This is a genomic window from Bifidobacterium sp. C0047B3, from assembly GCF_056590535.1.
In genome coordinates this window covers 13,555-33,833 of the sequence record NZ_JBWPWH010000007.1, presented here as the reverse complement: position 1 = coordinate 33,833, position 20,279 = coordinate 13,555, and the positions used below count along the sequence as shown (strand labels likewise).

Here is a 20,279-nt window from a genome sequence, read left to right as displayed (position 1 = left end):
CTATTTTGGTACTTCTTTAGTACTTTTAGTATTTCTTTAGTTCTTACTTTTTAGTACTTCTATAATTCGGTATCCTTTAGAGCTTGCATATTTTTCAACGCTGTAGTTTTCGCCAAGATTTTCAGCAAGCCAAGGAATAAGCGAGTCTGAACCAAGATTTTTTTGCACAACTAAGTAAGCTGCTCCTCCTACTTTTAAACGCGGAATCCAAGTCATCAAAATGTCGTGCAACATTTCTTTTCCAACGCGAATTGGGGGATTGGACCATATGAGATCAAAATTATTAAATTCCAAAGTATTATTTTCTTTTAAAGCGTCATCTACTAAAGAAGTGCGAATATGCTTTAAGCCAGCGTTTTTTGCGTTTAGTTCAGTAAGCTCTAGCGCTCGCTCATTTACATCTACAGCTATAATCTCAGCTTCTGGAGATTCTAAGCCCATTGCAATGCTTATAGGACCCCATCCGCATCCAATATCAAGGAATCTGCCATTTTCTGGTGGTTTTGGAGCATGTTTTAGTAGCACAGACGTGCCTAAATCAAGCTTAGAAGCACTAAATACTCCGTTTGAGACTTGTATAACAGTTTCATGATTTCTCAAAGTTACATGTAACGTTCTTCGCTCATCGCAAGATGATGGTGTTGCAGAAAAGTATTGTTCGCCACTGATTTTTTGCGCTTTTTCTGATTTTGGTGATTTTGTTTTATCGTATTGTTTAAATTGTTGATGACTTTCCATGATCTCGCTCAAAAATACCGTATTTCGCCTGTAAATTTAAATTTATTAATATACTTTTTACCATTGTATCTTTATTTACATATCATACATATATATTGGTTTATATATTGTCGTCTCAAGTCACCATAATAAGACAAACGTTGTAAAACGCTATTTACAATGAAATAGAGGAGGGACAGTTGGCGGATAGTAATGTGGCATCCGGGCGAGATGATGCGCTTAATTTAAACGATTTTTCCTCCCTCGAAAATGATTCTACTAATATGAATGAGCATAATCTCACCAATAATGCAGTGCTTTATGCTCATTCGGATGTGCTTCTAGACACTACTTCGGACAGTGAAAAGCATGATGAAGCTTGGCAGGAGCGTGAATCTCGTAATGCTTTAAAGCGAGTAGCTGGTCTTGGCGAATTACAAGATGTTACAGAAGTTGAGTATAGAAAGCTTCGTCTTGAGCGCGTTGTGCTAGTAGGAGTGTGGTCTAGCGCAAAAGGAACTCTTGCTCAAGCTGAAGAATCACTGCGTGAGCTTGCAGCGTTGGCGCAGACTGCTGGTGCTGTTGTTTGCGATGGCATGTTGCAACAACGATATAGACCAGATGCTGCAACTTATGTTGGTTCAGGTAAAGCGCGTGAGCTTGCAGCAGTAGTTGCTCAACATGATGCAGATACGATTATTGTTGACGATGATTTACCACCTAGCCAGCGTAGAGCTTTAGAAGATGCAACCAAAGTTAAGGTTGTCGATCGCACTGCTGTTATTTTGGATATTTTTGCTCAGCACGCTACAAGCCGTGAAGGTAAAGCTCAAGTTGAGCTTGCTCAATTGCAATATATGCTTCCGCGATTAAGAGGCTGGGGTGCTGCTCTTTCTAGGCAGGCTGGTGGTAGAGCTGCAGGCGATGCTGGTATTGGTTCTAGAGGTCCTGGCGAAACTAAAATCGAAATGGATCGTCGAGCTATTCGAAATCGTATTTCTAAACTTCGCCACGATATTGCAAATATGGCACCTGCGCGCGATGTAAAACGTGGTTCTCGTAGACGACAAGATATTCCAACTGTAGCTGTTGTTGGATATACGAATGCTGGCAAGTCGTCTATTATAAATCGCCTTACTGGTTCACAAGAATTAGTAGAAAATGCACTGTTTGCAACTCTTGATACTGCAGTACGTCGTTCTCAAACTCAAGATGGTAGAAGCTATACTTTGGTAGATACTGTTGGTTTTGTTCGCAGACTTCCAACTCAATTAGTTGAAGCATTTAAATCCACTTTGGAAGAAGTTGGACAAGCAGATGTTATTTTGCATGTAGTTGACGGTTCGCATCCAGATCCTATTTCGCAAATTAATGCAGTAAACGAAGTTCTCGCTAATATTTCTGGTGTAGAAGATATGCCTCAAATTATGGCATTGAATAAATCAGACATGATGAGTGATGCTGCGCGAGAACGTTTTTCTTCTCTTTATCCTGATGCCGTTATTGTTTCTGCATTTAGTGGCGAAAATTTGCAAATATTGCGCAATCGTTTAGAGGAATTGTTACCGTCTCCTCGTGTTCGTGTAGATGTAACTTTGCCGTACGAATTTGGTGGATTATTATCAAAAGTTCGTGAAAATGGTGTAGTTGAAAAAGCAGAATATGTAGATTCTGGGGTTGAACTTATTGCTTGGGTTGGACCATCGTTAGCTGCAAAACTTATGAAAGTAGCGTTGTAATAATAAATTCCGGTGGTGCGATTAGAGTAAAGGTGTTCATACCAAAAGCTCTTAATGTGAGAGCAGCCCTTAGTAATGCATAAATTAAGTATTTTTATGCGAGTAGGGTTTAATAGGTTGCCGAAAAGAGGTTTTTGCTCATGGTGAGTTCGCAGGTTAAGCCAACTAAGCTTGCAATTATTGGTGCCGGTGCAGTCGGATCTACTCTCGCTTTCGCTGCTGCTCAGCGTGGTGTTGCGCGTGAGATTGTGCTTGAAGATATTGCTAAGGAACGTGTTGAAGCTGAAGTTTTGGATATGCAGCATGGTTCTAGCTTCTATCCTGCAGTTTCTATTGCCGGTTCTGACGATGTAGAAATTTGCCGTGATGCTGACATGGTTGTGATTACTGCTGGCGCTCGCCAGAAGCCAGGTCAGACTCGTTTGGAGCTCGCAGGTGCAACTATCAACATCATGAAGTCAATCATTCCAAACGTTGTGAAGGTTGCTCCTAACGCAATTTACATGTTGATTACTAATCCTGTTGATGTTGTTACGCACGTTTCTATGAAGCTTTCTGGTCTTCCAGCAAACCAAATGTTTGGTTCTGGTACCAACCTTGATTCCGCTCGTCTTCGTTTCTTGATCGCTCAGCACACTGGCGTTAATGTTAAGAACGTTCACGCATACATTGCTGGCGAACACGGTGACTCTGAAGTTCCTCTGTGGGCTTCTGCAACCATCGGTGGTGTTCCAATGTGCGATTGGAACGCTCTTCCAGGCCATGAGCCACTTGATGCTGCTAAGCGTGAAGAGATCCACCAAGAAGTTGTTAACGCTGCTTACAAGATTATTAACGGTAAGGGTGCAACAAACTACGCTATTGCTATGTCTGGTGTAGATATTGTTGAGGCTGTTCTTCGCGACACTAACCGCATTCTTCCAGTGTCTTCTTTGCTTGATGACTTCCACGGCATTTCTGATGTGTGCATGTCTGTGCCAACATTGCTTAATCGCAATGGTGTAAACTCTCGTCTAAACACTCCAGTTTCTGATCGTGAGTTGGCTGCTTTGAAGCGTTCTGCTGAAACTTTGCGCGAAACTGCTGCTAAGTTTGGCTTCTAGTTTTAAAGAATAATTTATAAATTATTAAACCGCTTCTTCTCTTAATTGAGGAGGAGCGGTTTTCTTGTTCAAAACAACAACATGCATCGCAGAATTTTCTGTGAGTCCGATATATTATTACATTATGGCTGATTTTTCTAACATTCTTGCTACTCGTCCTGATTTTAATGACAGTGATCGTGAGTGGCTTCACCATTTGGTGGCAGATTGGCAGGTTATTGCAGATTTGAGTTTCGCAGATTTGCTGCTGATTATTCAAAATGGTGACGGTGATTATGTTGTTGCTGAACAATGTCGTCCTTCAACAGCTATTACTTTGCGTACTGATGATTTGTTAGGTAAAAAATTAGATGATTCTTTAGTGCCTGAGCTTAATGAGGCGATGAAATCTGAGACAAGTTTCCACTCTTCAACCTTACGCTCTATTGGTAGAGCTACCGTGTGCTACGTTTATGCTCCAGTTCGTCATAGGGGTAAAACTCTCGGATTGGTTATGCGCGAAACTAATTTGGCAACGCGTGAATCTAATGGTCGTTATGAAACCGAAAGCATTAATGCTGGTAAAACTTTATTTGACATGATTCCTCGTGAACAATTCCCATATCATGAATCTGTATTAAATCAGCGACATAATGCTCGAGTATCCGATGGTTTTATTGTGCTAGAAGACGATGGAATAGTTCGTTATGCTTCTCCTAATGCCATTAGTTGTTTCCGCAGACTTGGCGGATTAAACACTATGCAAGGTGAATATTTAAGCGAATTTGGCACTAGACTGTTGCATACGAACGACAATGTTCCTGAAAGTTTACCTCTTGTATTAACTGGAAAAGCTGATGTGGATTGCGAACTTGAAGCGAACCATTCTATAGTTTCTATGCGCTCTTTGCCTCTGTGGGGGCCAAATAATCGTGTTGGAGCAGTAGTGTTATGCCGTGATGTTACTGAAGTTTTGCGGCGTGAGCAAGAATTGCGCACTAAGAATGCCACTATTTCTGAAATACACCATCGTGTAAAAAACAATTTACAGGCTGTTTCTGCTCTTTTGCGTTTGCAAGCTCGCAAAACAAAATCTATTGAAGTTAGAAAAGAACTTGAAGAAGCTCAACGTCGTGTGCAAACTATAGCACTAGTTCATGAAGGCTTAAGCCAAACTGCTGACGAAATTGTTGATTTTGACAAAGTTATTTCGAGTTTGTTGAAGATGTCAATTGAGTTGGCATCTCAGAATCAAAATATTGATATTGATTTTGTTGGAAAATTTGGCAGATTAGCAGCTCAGGATGCTACACCATTGTCTCTTGTTTTAACTGAGCTAGTGACGAATGCAGTTGAACATGGTTTTGAAGGTCGTGAAAAAGGTCATATTCGTATTGCAGTTGGTAGAGGCGGAGATAATCTTAATATTGTCGTTGAAGATGATGGAGATGGCATAGATAGCGAGTCTTCTCATGGAATGGCTAAACCATCTGGGTCTGGTCTTGGAACGCAAATCATAAACACATTTGTCACTAACGATTTTGGTGGCACAGTTCGTTGGTCTCCTCGAAGAGAGGGCGGAACTAGGGTAGTGTTAGACATTAAATTGCGCGTATCTGGTATTGAGTAGCTTTACGTAAAAATTGTTTTCCAACATGCATTAAATAATATAAATTTAGTGTAAAAAGTATAGGGAAAATTAAAATTGCTAATAAAGATGCAAAATGCCTTGAAAAAACTTTCTTTTCATGATTTCCTTACATTCAGGGGAACTTCTAAAGCTCACCGTTGTAGGTAAGAAATGAGGATAATAATTCATGAACAACTCGTTTGATTGGCGCACAACAGCAGCATGTAGTGACAAAGATCCTGAACTGTTCTTTCCTCTTGGAAGTGCTGGTACAGCACTTCAACAGCTTGAAGAAGCAAAAGCAGTATGTCGCTCATGTGACGTTGCAACAGAGTGCTTAAGATGCGCATTAGAAACCAACCAAGATTACGGTGTGTGGGGAGGACTAAGCGAGGATGAGCGTAGAACTCTAAAGCGTAGAGCAATGCGCGCACGTAAAAGTCAAGATGAGTCACTATGAATAAATTTTATTCTACGTGCACTATTTGAGTTAAACTTGCTGATCCTGGAGTGATTAAAACACATCGTCCTGGAAGTTGATAGTCTTCAATATCAAAACTTTTAGATAAAGCAGAAGGTATTCCAAGCATTGTATCTGTGCCAATATCTCCTGTTGGAAATATTATCCTCACTGGCGCTTGCTCAGGTAAACGTAAGTAGCGAGAAGTGCTAGTGCTCATAATAACTGGGCATTGTTTACTATTTAATCTTTTTTGAAAAGCAATAGCAGTTTGTTTAGTATTTAGCGGATCAAGCAATTCATCCGCATCGTCAATAATAATTGGCGTATTTTCGTTGTAAATATTATTAATGTTTTGCTCGCATAGTGATTTTCCTGAATATATTGGCAGGTTTAAAGTTTTAGAAATTATTTTTAATATTGTTGTTTTGCCTTGTTTTCTACTACCAATAACAGCTATATTCCCAAGGTGAATTGGCAATAGAGCAGGATATAAGTGTATGGTATCGTCTTGCAAACCAATAATAATATTCTTAGTATTAAATTCTTGAGTACGTAAACTTTGAGATATTTTTTGCTCCGAATTTTTATATTTGTAATTATTTGAATACTCTGCGAGTTGTTTTGATGAAAGAATCGACGGCAATGGTTTGCTAAATAATTCTGGAGAATGATCATGATGGCAGAATCTGCCAGCTAACTGTATTGCTCGTACTAAATGTGCGGTATTGCTGCTTTGAGCACATCGCAAGGATGCTACTCCTTCTCCAATATTGTAATATGCGGCTCCTGGTGTATTTGGGCTTATTTTAGCTGCATGCGCTGTTCCTAATAATTCTTGCGATTGCATTCCGTCTCTAACTCTTAAGCAAATATTAATAGAAATATTAGCTTTCATATCTGCGCTTACTTGTGCGAGTGGATTTTGAGTTCCAGCAATAATATGCATTCCCAAAGATCTGCCTACTGATGCAATTCGTATAAGACGAGGCATATAGTCGGGGAGTTGATCTTTTAAAGCATGAAATTCGTCAATAACAATAAGCAATGAAGGCTCAGCTGGAGTTACTTGTGCAATATTGCTACATCCATTATGAGCTACTAGTCTTTCTCGTCTATCTAGTTCTAGTTCGAGACCTTTTAGAGCGCGTATTGCGTGTTTAAGATTCAAATCTCCTACGTTTCCCATAGCATGTGGGAGTTTAGATAGTATGTCAAAAGTTGCTCCTCCTTTAAAATCCATAAAAACAAACCGTAGCTGCTGTGGGCTGTATTGAAAAGCCAAAGCTAAACACCAAGTCGTAAGAAGTACTGATTTACCAGAACCAGTTGTTCCAGCAACTAAAGCATGTGGCCCATTGTTAATTAAATCTAAATAGCAGTATCCATTATTGCTTATTCCAAGTGGAGCTATAAGGTGTTTAGTTTTTGAATTAGGCAAGTAGTTATAAATATTTGTATTTAGATTTTCCTTAATACTATTAGATTTGTTTTTTGTATCGTATGTTCCTGCATTTTTTAACCATGTTTGCAATACTTCTTTCCAGTGATGCTGCGTATTAGGAATTGCATTTCTTCTCATAAGTAATGTTTCTAAACTAACTGGCGTAATAGCATCTGGCAGACTTTCTACAGTTTGTTGATTATAAGTTAAGTTATTTGACGATTGCGTAGTGTTTAATAATTGAATTTGCTGATCTTGTTGAACACTTTGAACAGAATTTTTCTCAGACATGTATTGAAAAATTTGTGGAATAAGACTTGCTATATACATCATAATGCTTGGAATAATCATGGTTAGCATCATCCAATTATTTTGCATCCATGCCATTATAGCCAACGCTATGTGAGCGAATATTGGAACTATACTCGCTGCCATCTGTACATGCATAAGTACTTTAGTCGTAGACATTCCTGTATTAGATTTGTTACTCATAAATGTATGAGACAATATTTTTGATTTTTGTGCAATACTTATGCAAGATTGTGGTTAAAAGATACGAGTTTAGTGCTTTCTAAGTTATGGTATCTAATTGAAGTGTTGTTTATACAACAATACTTCGAAATTATTGTTGCTCCGCAAGAGTTCCAACTGATCCAGGTTTATGAGTGCCTGATGCAAGTTGGTTGAATAAATCTAAGTTTTTAGCATCATCGAGAAGGACGGATGAACCAACTCCTGGAACTTGATAATCAGGATTCGTCCAATATACTGTTCCAGATATGCCTGACGGCCCAGTTGCTTCTTTGAATGCTTGAGCCATTTCCCATAATGTTCCTGGATTGGTTTTCTCGTCAAAAATAACTGAAGCAAGTCCCGTTTCAGCAAGCTTTTTTACTTTTCCAAAATTCAATAATGTATTGTGATCTAAAGCTTTTTTCATAATAGCTGCAATAACCATTCGTTGACGTGCAGCTCGTCCAAAATCAGATTCTGGATCTGCGTATCGCATTCTAGAAAATGCTAACGCTGTATTTCCATCAACATGATGGCATCCAGAAGTCCAATTTAGTCCGCTAAACTTATCGCTTACTGTACGGTTGTAGCATAAATCAATGCCGTCTATAGCGTTAACAACATTAGTAAGACCGCCAAAACGTATTTCTGCAACATGGTCAATGTGATGACCTGTAATTTTTTCTATTGTTGCTGTTAATGCTTTATTTCCAGCTGCTTGCGCAACGCTATTAATTTTTACTTGTTCGCCATTTAAAGAAACAAGAGAATCTCGAGGAATAGAAATTAGAGAACTGTGACCATTGCTCGGCTTTGTCAATACAAGAATAGTATCTGTTCTAAATCCTGTTATCTCTTTAGCTTCTTCGCCTTCTCTTTGATCGGAGCCAAGAATAAGCCATGCTTTGCCTTGAGTGCTAGGAGTATTAGTAAGCCAAGTAGTGCGGTTAATTCTTGAGTCAATCCAGTTCCATGAATATACTCCAAAACCAGTTGCAGCTACTGCTAGAACAATAAAGATTGCAATAAATGCATGTAAAATTTTGCGCGGTTTGTGTGGTAGTACTTTTGCTGCGCTTCCAACTACATTATTTACATTTGTTGGAATACGCATTTGTGAAATAGAACTTGTGCGCGGTGTTTGTCTTGCTTGCAATTGCGATGCGTAAGAAACAGGTCTAGAAGAAAATTGTTCTGGACTTTTTAAGATTCTTGGTCTTTGAGATGTAGGCGCAAAAGATGGAGCTTGCGTTGGCAGTTGATTAGGATTTGTTTTGTCTTTTTGCGCGCGTTTTGGAGTGAAACTAGGAGGCACGTTTGAGTTAGATGAATCGTTATTATGAGAAGGAGTGAAGATAGGTGGGTTTAGATTATCTTCAGAAGGGTCCTCATACAGTCGCGAATTCATGCATCCTCCAAAATAAGCATATGCGTCATATATCTTCAATGACTATGAGTATATAATATACAAGTCTTATGCTCGTACATTATATACTCATAGATTACATCTTGCTTAATTGTTTACTTTTTTCTAGGCACAGCGCAAAGCACATTGTTTGCATACTTGTCTGCAAAACCAACGTATTGTCCTGTTTGTGAATCACGAATAGTTCCATTTTCAGGATCCACAATTCCTCCAGTATTTGGATCAATAAATTGACCTTGAGAATTTTTTATTAATCCTGTTTTTGGATCAACACGTCCCATTTTCTTTGGATTTGTAGTTTGATTAAGCTTGTTGTTTTCGCTTATATTGTTATCGTCATCTGCGTCTTCATTGTCTTGATCGTTCGCATTTTTAGACGAATTATTGGCATTTTTTTTGTTAGCTCCGTTAGTTTTATGATTTAGCGATAACGGTTTATTTTCGCGCATTAAATCCCAAATATCGTCTGCTTCATCGGACCACACAACACGATTTGAATCATAAGGGTCTGGAATAACAGGAGTAGTACGCGCGTAAATATGTGAAGAATCTAATTTACGCATACTTAATGCCAAACCGACTAAAGTGGTAGGATTTGCCAAGCCTTCACTTATATTTAATGCTCCTAACGATGCTTTTGCAAGCTGATAAAGCTCGCTTGTTTGAGTGAATAAGTTTTTAGACATTGCTTGATGTAAAAGCTGTTTAATCAAGTATTGCTGTCTTGTTGTTCGCATTATGTCAGAGCCATCGCTTGCAGTATCGTGACGCATTCTAGCGTATTGAGTAGCAAGTCGACCATTAAGATGCTGCATTCCTTGCTTGAAATTCACGCCCGTATAAGTATCGCGAGTTGCTGCTGGTATGCATAATGATACGCCGCCAACTGCATCAATCATATTGCTTAATCCGCTAAAGTCAGCGACTATAAAATGATGAATATTTAAACCGGTAAGTGAATTAACAGCTTTTAAGGAGCATGATGCTGCTGAAGCTAAATCTCCGCCTTGTGCATATCCTAAGGCGAAGATCGAATTAAACATCACATGTTTTCTTGCAGGAATATGCCCTTTTGTAGTGTCACATTCTGGTGCGTTTACCATAGAATCTCGTGGAATAGAAACAATATTCATGTATGATCTATCTGCGCTAATTTGAACTACCATAGTAGTATCTGATTGATGATCACCAGTTTCGCCGTCGTGCGTGAAGCTTTGATTGTTTCCATCACGAGAATCTTGGCCTAAAACAAGAAAAGTTACTGGTTTTCCTGCATTGATATCAAGTGCTTGATTAGCTTCTGGATCTTTAGATATAACGCTTACAACTCTGCTGCTTACAGCAGAAGAAAAATCTAACCATACTGCGGCTATTATTGTTGAAAAGAATGTAAGTACTGAAATAACAAACATGCACAGTATCTTGCGCGTGCGGTTAATCATTCTATAACCAAGGCTATGGTGAGGAGTTGAATTCCAATCTTCGCTTGGTTGGTACCGCATGTCTTCATGATACCGTGAAGTTGTCATCGTACCCTCTTTCTCAATAATGAGGAACCTTTTAGGTTGTGGCAATATCGTTTCTTTTTCCATCGAATAAAACCAATATTCAATGGACACATATAACGCGCAATTATAGCACACGGCAATGAGATTTATTGCGTTCGGTTGTGTTGAATGTTATTTGATTTTTTAATGAAAATTTTAATAAGTTTACGCAAATATTCTAATTAAATTTATATGTAATGTGCTGACTAATATGAGCAAAAATATTAATAAAATATGTATAAATTTATTTAAAATTACGACTTGTGTTTTGGCGGATACATACCCCCTGCGTAAACTGGTAAGTATGGATTCGATAACCGCTCATAATCTTACATTTGAAGACGAAGTTTTACAGGTGCTTTCATCCGCAAAAGATGCGCATCCTCATGATGTAGATTCGTCTATTATGGCAATGATGTGTGTGGAGCGAGACACTCGTTTTTATGCTGATACGTTACATGCAGTACTAAGTCAATCAATTCTTCCTGGAACTTTAGTAATAGTCGATTGTGCTAGTCGAGTAAAGCAGACTATGCAAACGAATTTACAAGTAAAAATTAATTCATCTATGCTTACGGGAGAAATTAATACTAGAAAATCATTACTGCAGAATGCTAACAATATCGATTCCAATAATGAAATTGACAACGATTCAAAATATAAACCAAATACTAATAGCGTAAATAATACTCGTGTAAACAATAGTGAAAATAAATCTGTACGTATAATTATTATTCCTATTTCTTCTGCTCATTCTTTTGGAGATGCAATAGAAAAGTCTTTGCGTAAGATTTTGCCTTGTGCAGGAGTTTCTGCATTATGGCTTTTGCATGATGATTCTCGTCCTGCAGACTCTCATTGCTTAGAATATTTGCGCGAAACTTGGCGCAATACTCCGACTGCATCAGTACTGGGAGCTAAACAAGTTGATTGGCAAGGAAATATCTTGCACAACGTTGGAATGTATGCTTGGCGCCACGGTGTTCATACTCTTACAGTTGACGGCGAGCCAGATCAAGAACAGTATGACGGTCGTGGAGATGTATACGCAGTATCGTTGGCAGGTGCTTTAGTTACGCTAACTGCATGGCAGACTTTACGCGGTACACAACCATGGATGACAACTTTTGGTGAATCAAGAGATTTTTGTCGTAGAGTATGTCTATCTGGAGGTCGTGTTGTTGTAGTTCCTTCAGCTCGTATCGCACACAGGCGTGCAAGGTTAGAAGGTATACGTACTCGTAACGGTGATGCTAGAAATCATAATAATTCAGGATCTAAGTATGGTGTAGCCTCTTCTCTCGTGGCTAAGCAGCGTTACAAATACACTGATATTAGTGTTTTTTTGTGGCCTCTCATATGGATTCTTAGTTTGCCTGCTTGTTTAGTTGGTGCTTTGCACTCTCTTTTTGCTAAACATCCTTATATAGCATGGATTCGTTTGCTTTTGCCATGGCTTGCTATTATGCAATTGCCTAGAGCTATTTTTGCTCGCAGAAGGGTTGCAAGGAATACGCGTGTTCCATTAAAGCGACTTGTTCCTCTTATCGCAGATCGTCATCAAGTTGCACGTTGGCGTGATCGTAGTTCTGCTTTCCAAGCTCAACAGCATTTAGTGCTGTTAAGCCCTCTCGCAAAACGCCATTTGCATATTCGAGTGTTGCGTAGGTGGAGTGCTGTTATTCTTGCGGCTCTTCTTCTTTTTGCAGTCATATTGAATTTATATGGTTCTCCATGGCGTGAAATTTTAAGTGGCGCTTCTTGGAACGCGCAGCAATGGTTACCAACGGGCGCAGATTTCAATCAGTTATGGAACTCTGCTATTGGCGCATGGGTTCCTGATGATGGTTTTGGACCTGCAATTCCTCCAGCACCATGGCTAAGTATTTGGGCGATTGCATCAACTGTAGTTGGTGCTAACCCGTTGTTGGCTGTTACGCTAATGTTCTTCTTAGCTGCTCCAGCTATGTGTTTAAGTTTTTGGGCTCTTGCTGGCGTATTTACGCGCTCGGATACTGTACGTGTATGCGCTGGTATTTGCTGGACTATGATTGCTATTGCTTTTGGCTTGTTTGCGCGCGGTGATTTGCCAATGTTAATGACTATGACATTTTTGCCTGCGGCATTTGCTTTTGCATTCCATGCAGTTGGAATGTACGTAACAGAAGATCCTGTGCGTCCTGTTAAATCCACTCAATGTGCAGCATGCGCAGCATTATGCTTTATGGTTCCAGTAGCTGCAGAACCGCAGCTTGTTTTGCCTCTTATTGTTATTTTTATTGCATCGTTTATTATGGTGCGCTCTCATCGTATTATGTTTGCGCTTATGCCTATACCATCGATAATTGTTTTGCTACCTACAATAGGAAGTGCTATTAGATATGGCGAATCTGGAATGTGGCGTCAATTGTTCTCTAGTATGGCTCTGCCGTTTAGAAGTGTACAAGGTGCTCCACGCGTAAGTGATTACGCTGATGTTTTGTTGCACGCTTTTAATATGGCTTCTCCTAATGTTGAAATTAATATGCCATTGATGAGCTTGAGAACAATAATAATGGTAATTTTTGCAATTCTAGCTGTTGTTATGGCTGTTGCGTCATTAACTTTGCCTTTTGCTTTGCGAGTTTCTCGAATGATGTGGGTTGTGATTATTTCCGGAATGTTGCTATCTCTTGTTTCTGCTCGTATTGTAGTTGCATCCGATGTTTCAGGACCCGTTGCTGCAAGCGTTTTGCCTGGAGTTGCATTATCTGCTGTTGGCATTTTATCTTGTATGTGCATGGTTGCTGGTCAAGCTGTTCGTCGCTTTGAGCCACTACGTGCTTCGAAGGAATCTGAATCTAAAACTTTTGAAAACTATAAAACTCGTGCAGATAGGCGTGCTGCAATGCGCCGCTCTGCTGCACGATTGTTGCAGCACATAATTCGCATAGCGCGCGCTGGTCTTGCAAGTGGTATGTTGACTATGGCTGTTCTTTTGGGTCTTTTTGCTGTATTGAGCGGACCGGCTACATCTATTTGCGCAAATAACAATGAGCTTCCTATGGTTGTTTCTGATTATTTGCGAAAAGACGATACTCGACGGATACTTGCTTTAAGAGCTCAAAGTAGTCATGATTTGTCAATTTCTATTATGCGAACATCTAAGGGAGATGCAATAGACGAATCTCCAGCTCTTCGTGTTAGACAAGTAATGTTTGGCGATTCGTCAAGCAATAAAGCAATATATCGCGCATCAGCACAATTGTTATCTCATGCAGATAATGGCGCAATTTCAACGTTAAAGCAACTTGGAATTGGCGGTATTTATATCGTTAATAGTCCGGAAGATAAGAAGGTTCCTCATAAAACTTCTATGTCAATACAACAATTGTTACATCCTTCTGTACAAACTGTAAGTAATGTTAACAAAGAAGCTACTGAACAATTAATTGCACACGTTAACGCTTCTGACGGTACACAATTGGTTGTTTCATCACCGCAAGGAACTTATTGCAGATTTGATGGTGTGCCTGATTCTAAGTCGTTGTCTTCTACATCTCCGTATTATCGATCTAGGCCTCTTGCGTGGAGAGTTCCTTGGATTATTGTTTCTTCTATGGTATTACTGCTGTACTGTATTGTTGCTGTGCCTCGATTTGGCAGACATGCAATGATAGAGCGTTCAGATGACAGACATGAGGAGGAATTAGATGAGCTGGCATAAAAATCCTCATGAGGGCTCTAAGCATGGTGAAGTAAATGCAGATGTAGATATTAATCGCAAGAACAAAATAGTTACTATTGTCTCACTTGCTATCTTTAGTGCAATAATACTCATTGCTTCTGCATGTGTTGTTGCATTATGCCTACCGATGCCTCAACTTGTAGATAATCCTAATACTCCATCTAGTGGCGTTGTAAGTAGTGTTGGTTCTACTCGTTTGCAAACTATTTGCCCTATTCGATTGTCTCTTCCAGATTTGACTCAATATGGTGATAGCGAATATAACGAATCAGAAGGCGATTTACAATCTTCTGCTCGTTATGGTGCTTTTGGGGATGTGTATAGTTCTAGCTTGCGTAACATGCGCGATAGCAATGATCAATCTATTACGTTGAATTCAAAATCAACTGATGATGATACGTCAGCTTTTATTGCTAACAATAATGTAAATCACGACGCTCAAGTTCTAGAAGGACATTTGTCACGAGTTGGATCTGGCACTGGAATATCTGCTTCCATGGTTTCATGGGCTACTAAAGGTGACGTAAAAGGTTTATCTGCAACTACATGTTCAATGCCATCTATGAAACAGACATTCCTAGTTCCAGAATCTGCTGATGGAATTTCTATTCGTTTAGAAGCATTTAATGCTGCTTCAAAATCTACTGTTGTTCGTGTTAAAGCTTGGTCTGCAGAACATGGCAACAATCAATTAAATCTTTCTACAGGAAGTGCTTTTACTGTTCCTGCTCGTTCTCATGCATATTTTGATCTTGCTGCTGCTTCTCCTAAGACTTCTGGATTATACGTGCAAGTTGAAAGCGAGCAGACACCTATAGCATCATTTGTAAAAGTCGTTCATATGAGTGGCTTATCTGTAAAAGGTGTAGATATTGTTCATGAATTAAGCACTCAATCTAACACAAATATTCTTTCAGGTATTAGTGAAGGCGATCAATCTAAGTTATATGTATGGCCAAGTAAAGATGGTAATGTAACACTTTCATGGATGAATGATACAGGTTCTAAAGAAGTAAAGGATTTGACGTTAAAAGCGCACCATTTGCAGGTTGTCGATCTTGGAAAAGTTCCAGAGCATGTTAATGCTTTGAGCGTAAGTGGAGATGTTCCTACTCAAGTAATGATGTCTATTACTAAAGATGGCAAAGATAATCAATCAGATGTAGCTTTTATTACACCATCTAACGTGCAGGGTAGTGGCGCAATTGTTTCACCTGTTTCTGCTAATGAAACAGCTCTATACCTTTCTTCTTCAAGCGATAAAGATAGTTCTGTGCGTTTGCAAGGATTTGATTTAAATGGTGTATTAACTGTTACAAAAAACGTAACGATTCCTGCGAATGCATCTTTAAGAATTCCTGTTTCAGAAATTTCGCACGATGCAGTTATGTTTATTGCGAAATCGCATAGCAAAGTTTCTTTGTCTGCCCGTATTCATAAAGATGAAATCGATAAGGCTGGTATAGCAGGTATTTCTTGGCTTTCTGCGCAATCTTTGCAGCCGCAAGAAATGAATGTATATGTTAAAACTGACAATAGCATTGTGCAATAATACGAATAAAAATATTGCTATAAGCGACTATGAATTAATTAAAATACTTAATAATTTTAATTAATTTAAAAATTGTTTACAGACCCCAATCTGGATCAATTTCTTCTGGCCTGCGACCGTATAGTTCTGCTAAGCGTTGCACAAGCTCATCTCTGATAGCATATTGAAGTTCACTTCTGCTGCTTACATGAGTGCATAGCGGAAGCCTATACAATACAATTCTAGATTGCATACCACGGCTAGCTGGAAAAGCTTGCGAAAGTATTCTGCGGTTTTGCTCCCATAACAGTGGTTGCGAAGGCGGCACATCTTCTACCGCGAATTGAACATCTTTAGTTAATGCTCTCCAAGCGCTGTTAAGACGTCTAATTTGAGCTGCTACCATGGCATCGAACATTCCACTAGCAGTTCTATATTGTGGTAGGCGAGTGCCAAATATTGGTGCCCTAAGGCCTCTACCATGCCTATTTCTATAGTGACGTTCTTCCCAAATTAGACCTGTCATGCTTCCACTTTACGAGAAGGCTAGGGCAATAATATGTAAATAATTAATATGCGGTGTGTGAAATACGCTCACACTATAGAATACTGTATGTATGGTTTTAAAAGTCAGGAGGATTTGTAATGCTCAAACCAATAGTGCATGATTGGAATGAGTTTAATCTTGACTTGAGCATTGCTAAATCGTCTCTTATTGCTTTTGATTTAGATAATACACTGGCATGTTCTAAAAAACCTATGCTTAAATCGATGGCTGAATCATTAAGTAAGCTGATTAATATAATTCCTGTTGCTGTAATAACAGGTGGCTGCCTAGAGTTAGTTAAGAAGCAAATTTTAGATATGCTAGCAACTGGCACTAATCTTAAAAATATTCACATAATGCCGACTAATGGAACTAGTTATTATCGTGTGAATAACGACATGTCATTGCAATGTGTTTATGAGCATAGTATCGATTTTGAGCAAGCGCAATGCGTTATTGATGCAATACGCAACTGTGCAAAAAATATGGGCGTGTGGAAAGAACCTGGCGATCCAATGCTGTGGGGAGAGCAGATAGAGAACCGCGGTAGTCAAATTACTTTTTCGGCACTAGGGCAACTAGCTCCTATTGAATATAAAAAAACTTGGGATCCTAGCGGTTGTTTGAAAGCTCAACTTGCACAAAGTATTTCTCAAGCTTTACCTAATTTTGCTGTACGCGCTGGAGGAGATACTAGCGTCGATATATACAGGCGCGGTGACGATAAAGCTCAAGCTTTGCGAATGTTATCTAAATATTGTGATTTTAATATTGAAAAAATTACTTTTATTGGCGATCGTATGTATCCTGGAGGAAACGATTATCCTACTGCCTTTACAGGAGCTTTAGTTGTTAAAGTAAGTAATCCTTCGGATACTTTAGAACTTTGTAATAAGGTACTTAATATTTTAAAAATATAGAATTTTATTAATTTTTCATTTTAAGATACCTTTTATCCACAATAACATTTTTTATTTGCATAGCTAATAAGCTATCGCATATGCTGTCATTATGGTTGGGAGACGCAAGGTTATAAACCACCAAAACAAAAAGAAGTATAGAAGCGTGACATCTAATGGGGGATTAGCATGTCACGCATCTGTACCTTGTGGTGCATACGAAAACATGTATGTTGATTCTGTAAATTGGCGTTTTGCTAGTTGGAATAATGTAGCGATTGCTTTATTTAATTTATTTTTGCCTCGCGCATGTGCAGGATGCGATACTCCAGATTATATATTGTGTGAAAATTGCAAGAAAGCGTTGCAATGCTGGAAAAGCGCACCATTTGCCAGAACAGTATGTGGATATCGCTACGCGTGTGGTTCGTATTCTACGGTTGTTCGCCGCGCAATATTATTGTGGAAGGATCATTTCGATATTGCATGTGACAAAATATTTGGTGAGCTTATTGGCGATTTAGTAGTAGAAGTTATATCTAAATTTTTGCGCTCGCCTTCTTGTTATATAAGTGAAAATCCTATATTTGTTATACCAGTCCCGTCGTCTAAATATGCATCGAGACATCGTGGTCGTAAGCATATGCTGCCTATTGCAAATTGTGTTGCTAAACGATTGTGTAATAGTGGCATTAGGGCATACGTTTTAGATATTGTAAGTATGGATGCTAGGATTACTGCGAAATCAGTGCAAACTTCCGGTTTTCGCGGAAGGTCTAACAGAATTTCTAAGGCGTTTAGTGTCGATTTCAAAGAATTGAGAAAGCAAAAGTTTGAAAATCAACGCGAGTACAAAGCTATCGTATTGGATGATATTGTAACTACTGGCTCAACTATGAATAGCTGCGTTTCGACTCTACAGAGTAGTGGAATTACTGTTTTGGCATGCTTTTCTTTAGCGTGTGTATGCAATAAGGATGATCGTACAGCAGACTACGAATGTTAGTTTTCTATTGTATTTCTATTGTATTTCTATAGTTTAGCGGAAGCGCAACTTCAAAGTTTGGACCACGCTTATCGTCTACTACTTTTACAGTTCCATGGTGCAATTGTGCAGCCCAACGAGCAATTGACAATCCCAATCCTGTTCCTCCTGATTCTGTGCCGATTCGCTGATTTCCTTTAACAAATCTTCTGAAAATATCTGCACGATCCTCTTGAGGAATTTGTTCTCCAAAATTCACAACATTACATATTACAGAGTTTTGGCTGTGGTTAATATGAGCACTTATAAGAACACGAGTTCCATCATCTGAATGTTTTAGAGCGTTAGAAATAATATTAGTAAAAAGTTGCGAAAGGCGAGCTTGATCTCCTGTTAATTCAATCTCATCATTAATTTGAACTTCAATATTATGATTGTGACCTGAATCTGCTATTTCTAGTGGCTCGATAATTTCGTCAATAAAGTCTGTGAAATTAAATGAAGTTATATTAAGGCTTTCAGCACCTGCTTCAACTCTAGATAAATCAAGAAGGAAAGTAATAAGATCAGCAAGTCTATGAGTTTGGTTTAATATAGCTTCCATATTAGATGGAGTAGGATCAACAACTCCGTCTGCAAGATTTTCAAGCATCGCTTGTAAAGCAGAAACAGGAGTGCGCAGTTCGTGGCTTACGTTTGCTATAAGCTCTCTACGCATTTGATCTGCATGTTCAAGTTCTTCTGCCATTTCATTAAATGCAAGAGTTAATTTACCTACTTCGTCACGACGATTTTCTACAGCAACTCGCACAGAATAGTCGCCATCAGACATAGCTTCTGCAGCATTTTTCATTTGACGAAGTGGTGCTGTAAGTCCTCTAGAAAAAATGTATGTAATTCCCAGAGCAACAATAAGTGTTAATGGCATTGCAATCCAGCCATTTAGACCAGTTTTAAGTAAAAACCATGCCATTACGAAAGCAATTGCTGTTGCAAAAACAATAATTGCCGAAAGTTCAATTTTTAGAGATGAAAAAAATCCGACAGGTCGATTTGGATAATTATGTTTTACAGAAGAATTTGTAAATCGCATTTTTGGCTTATTCTTAAGTTGAGCATTTGAGTTTTTATTTAACAAATTACGTTGTTTAGTATTTTTATATTGCTCAGAATTAGCATTATCTATTTTATTTTTTAATACCATTTACGAATTTTCCGAAGCTAAAGTGTTGTAATTATTTACTATTTATAAAAGTAGTAATTATTTATGAAACCTGTGATTGTAGAACTTTGTCGTAATCACTAATAGGTGGCTCGAATGCGTATCCTATTCCGTGTACAGTACGAATCCATTCCGATCCAATTTTATGCCTCAAAGACTTAATGTGTGAATCTACTGTGCGAGTTCCAGAAGCATCTGGCCAATCCCACACCTCTTCAAGTAACTTTTCACGCTTAAATACAGTATGAGGATGACGAGCTAGAGTAGCGAGCAAGTCAAACTCAGTTGGAGTAAAATGTACCTCTTCGTCGTTTAGAGTTACAAGTCTTTGGCGAGGTCTAATAATAAGCGATCCAAAATTAATTGTGCGTTCATGTTCCATTGTTTTTGCTATTTGCGCTGCGCGTTCTACGCGTCTCAACAATGCTGCGCAACGAGCAATTAACTCACGTGGCGAAAATGGTTTAGTCATGTAATCATCTGCGCCTGCGCTTAAGCCAACAATTTTATCTGCTTCTGCATCGCGCGCTGTTAACATGAGGATAGGAACGGGCATTTTGGAGATAATTCGTCGAGTTGCTTCAATCCCATCCATAATAGGAAGCATAATATCCATAATTATTAGATCGGGTTTTAGTTGTTCAGCAGCTCTAACAGCAGACGCTCCATCTGCAGCGACTCTTGCTCTCCAGCCTTGTGCAGTAATGCGTTGTGCAATTGCTGTAGCAAGATCTGGCTCATCCTCAACAACGAGAATTGTACGAGCATTTACGCTAGCTGATGGAGCGTTTAGCATATTTTAAAAAGACC

Annotated in this window: 15 protein-coding genes; 8 read left to right on the top strand and 7 right to left on the bottom strand. The window is 38.9% G+C overall.

The window, feature by feature from the left end:
- Positions 1 to 36: 36 nt before the first annotated feature.
- Positions 37 to 738 carry a class I SAM-dependent methyltransferase gene (locus AC1EKT_RS06185; RefSeq protein ID WP_415686938.1) on the bottom strand — a complete coding sequence of 234 codons (702 nt, stop codon included), beginning with the start codon at positions 736 to 738 and terminating at the stop codon, positions 37 to 39.
- A gap of 263 nt (positions 739 to 1,001) precedes the next feature.
- Here AC1EKT_RS06185 and hflX point away from each other — a divergent pair, with 263 nt between their 5' ends.
- The 4 genes from hflX to AC1EKT_RS06165 all read left to right on the top strand — a co-directional run bounded on the left by hflX (position 1,002) and on the right by AC1EKT_RS06165 (position 5,628).
- Positions 1,002 to 2,456 (top strand): GTPase HflX, encoded by a 1,455-nt coding sequence (hflX, locus tag AC1EKT_RS06180; protein WP_481616083.1) that lies wholly within the window; start codon positions 1,002 to 1,004, stop codon positions 2,454 to 2,456.
- Positions 2,457 to 2,596: 140 nt separating this feature from the next.
- A complete protein-coding gene (locus tag AC1EKT_RS06175) occupies positions 2,597 to 3,559 on the top strand; it encodes an L-lactate dehydrogenase (protein ID WP_004107125.1) in 963 nt (320 codons plus the stop codon).
- Positions 3,560 to 3,683: 124 nt separating this feature from the next.
- Positions 3,684 to 5,168, top strand: a complete 1,485-nt coding sequence (locus AC1EKT_RS06170; protein WP_415686937.1) for a sensor histidine kinase — start codon at positions 3,684 to 3,686, stop codon at positions 5,166 to 5,168.
- Positions 5,169 to 5,355: 187 nt separating this feature from the next.
- Positions 5,356 to 5,628 carry a WhiB family transcriptional regulator gene (locus AC1EKT_RS06165; protein ID WP_415686936.1) on the top strand — a complete coding sequence of 91 codons (273 nt, stop codon included), beginning with the start codon at positions 5,356 to 5,358 and terminating at the stop codon, positions 5,626 to 5,628.
- Positions 5,629 to 5,635: 7 nt separating this feature from the next.
- Here AC1EKT_RS06165 and AC1EKT_RS06160 read toward each other — a convergent pair whose 3' ends face one another.
- The 3 genes from AC1EKT_RS06160 to AC1EKT_RS06150 form a co-directional block, all read right to left on the bottom strand.
- Positions 5,636 to 7,459 carry an FtsK/SpoIIIE domain-containing protein gene (locus AC1EKT_RS06160; RefSeq protein ID WP_481616082.1) on the bottom strand — a complete coding sequence of 608 codons (1,824 nt, stop codon included), beginning with the start codon at positions 7,457 to 7,459 and terminating at the stop codon, positions 5,636 to 5,638.
- A gap of 235 nt (positions 7,460 to 7,694) precedes the next feature.
- On the bottom strand, positions 7,695 to 8,993 hold the full coding sequence (locus tag AC1EKT_RS06155) for an LCP family protein (protein ID WP_481616015.1): 1,299 nt from the start codon (positions 8,991 to 8,993) through the stop codon (positions 7,695 to 7,697).
- Positions 8,994 to 9,106: 113 nt separating this feature from the next.
- Positions 9,107 to 10,540, bottom strand: a complete 1,434-nt coding sequence (locus AC1EKT_RS06150) for an LCP family protein (protein WP_481616014.1) — start codon at positions 10,538 to 10,540, stop codon at positions 9,107 to 9,109.
- Between the two features lie 322 nt (positions 10,541 to 10,862).
- On the opposite strand from AC1EKT_RS06150, the gene AC1EKT_RS06145 reads away from it, so the two are divergent.
- Positions 10,863 to 14,264 carry a glycosyltransferase family 2 protein gene (locus AC1EKT_RS06145; protein ID WP_481616013.1) on the top strand — a complete coding sequence of 1,134 codons (3,402 nt, stop codon included), beginning with the start codon at positions 10,863 to 10,865 and terminating at the stop codon, positions 14,262 to 14,264.
- Positions 14,251 to 15,837 (top strand): DUF5719 family protein, encoded by a 1,587-nt coding sequence (locus tag AC1EKT_RS06140; protein WP_481616012.1) that lies wholly within the window; start codon positions 14,251 to 14,253, stop codon positions 15,835 to 15,837. The genes AC1EKT_RS06145 and AC1EKT_RS06140 overlap by 14 nt, the downstream gene beginning before the upstream one ends.
- 76 nt (positions 15,838 to 15,913) lie before the next feature.
- Here AC1EKT_RS06140 and AC1EKT_RS06135 read toward each other — a convergent pair whose 3' ends face one another.
- Positions 15,914 to 16,342 carry a metallopeptidase family protein gene (locus AC1EKT_RS06135; RefSeq protein WP_004119868.1) on the bottom strand — a complete coding sequence of 143 codons (429 nt, stop codon included), beginning with the start codon at positions 16,340 to 16,342 and terminating at the stop codon, positions 15,914 to 15,916.
- A 119-nt stretch (positions 16,343 to 16,461) separates the two neighbouring features.
- Between AC1EKT_RS06135 and AC1EKT_RS06130 the strand changes: the two genes are divergently transcribed.
- Positions 16,462 to 17,283: an HAD-IIB family hydrolase gene (locus AC1EKT_RS06130; RefSeq protein ID WP_415683503.1), complete on the top strand. Its 822-nt coding sequence runs from the start codon at positions 16,462 to 16,464 to the stop codon at positions 17,281 to 17,283.
- Between the two features lie 91 nt (positions 17,284 to 17,374).
- A complete protein-coding gene (locus AC1EKT_RS06125) occupies positions 17,375 to 18,268 on the top strand; it encodes a ComF family protein (RefSeq protein WP_481616011.1) in 894 nt (297 codons plus the stop codon).
- Positions 18,269 to 18,272: 4 nt separating this feature from the next.
- Here the strand turns inward: AC1EKT_RS06125 and AC1EKT_RS06120 are convergent, their stop codons facing one another.
- Positions 18,273 to 19,451 (bottom strand): sensor histidine kinase, encoded by a 1,179-nt coding sequence (locus AC1EKT_RS06120; protein ID WP_481616010.1) that lies wholly within the window; start codon positions 19,449 to 19,451, stop codon positions 18,273 to 18,275.
- Positions 19,452 to 19,512: 61 nt separating this feature from the next.
- Positions 19,513 to 20,265, bottom strand: a complete 753-nt coding sequence (locus AC1EKT_RS06115) for a response regulator transcription factor (RefSeq protein ID WP_415683509.1) — start codon at positions 20,263 to 20,265, stop codon at positions 19,513 to 19,515.
- Positions 20,266 to 20,279 lie beyond the last annotated feature (14 nt).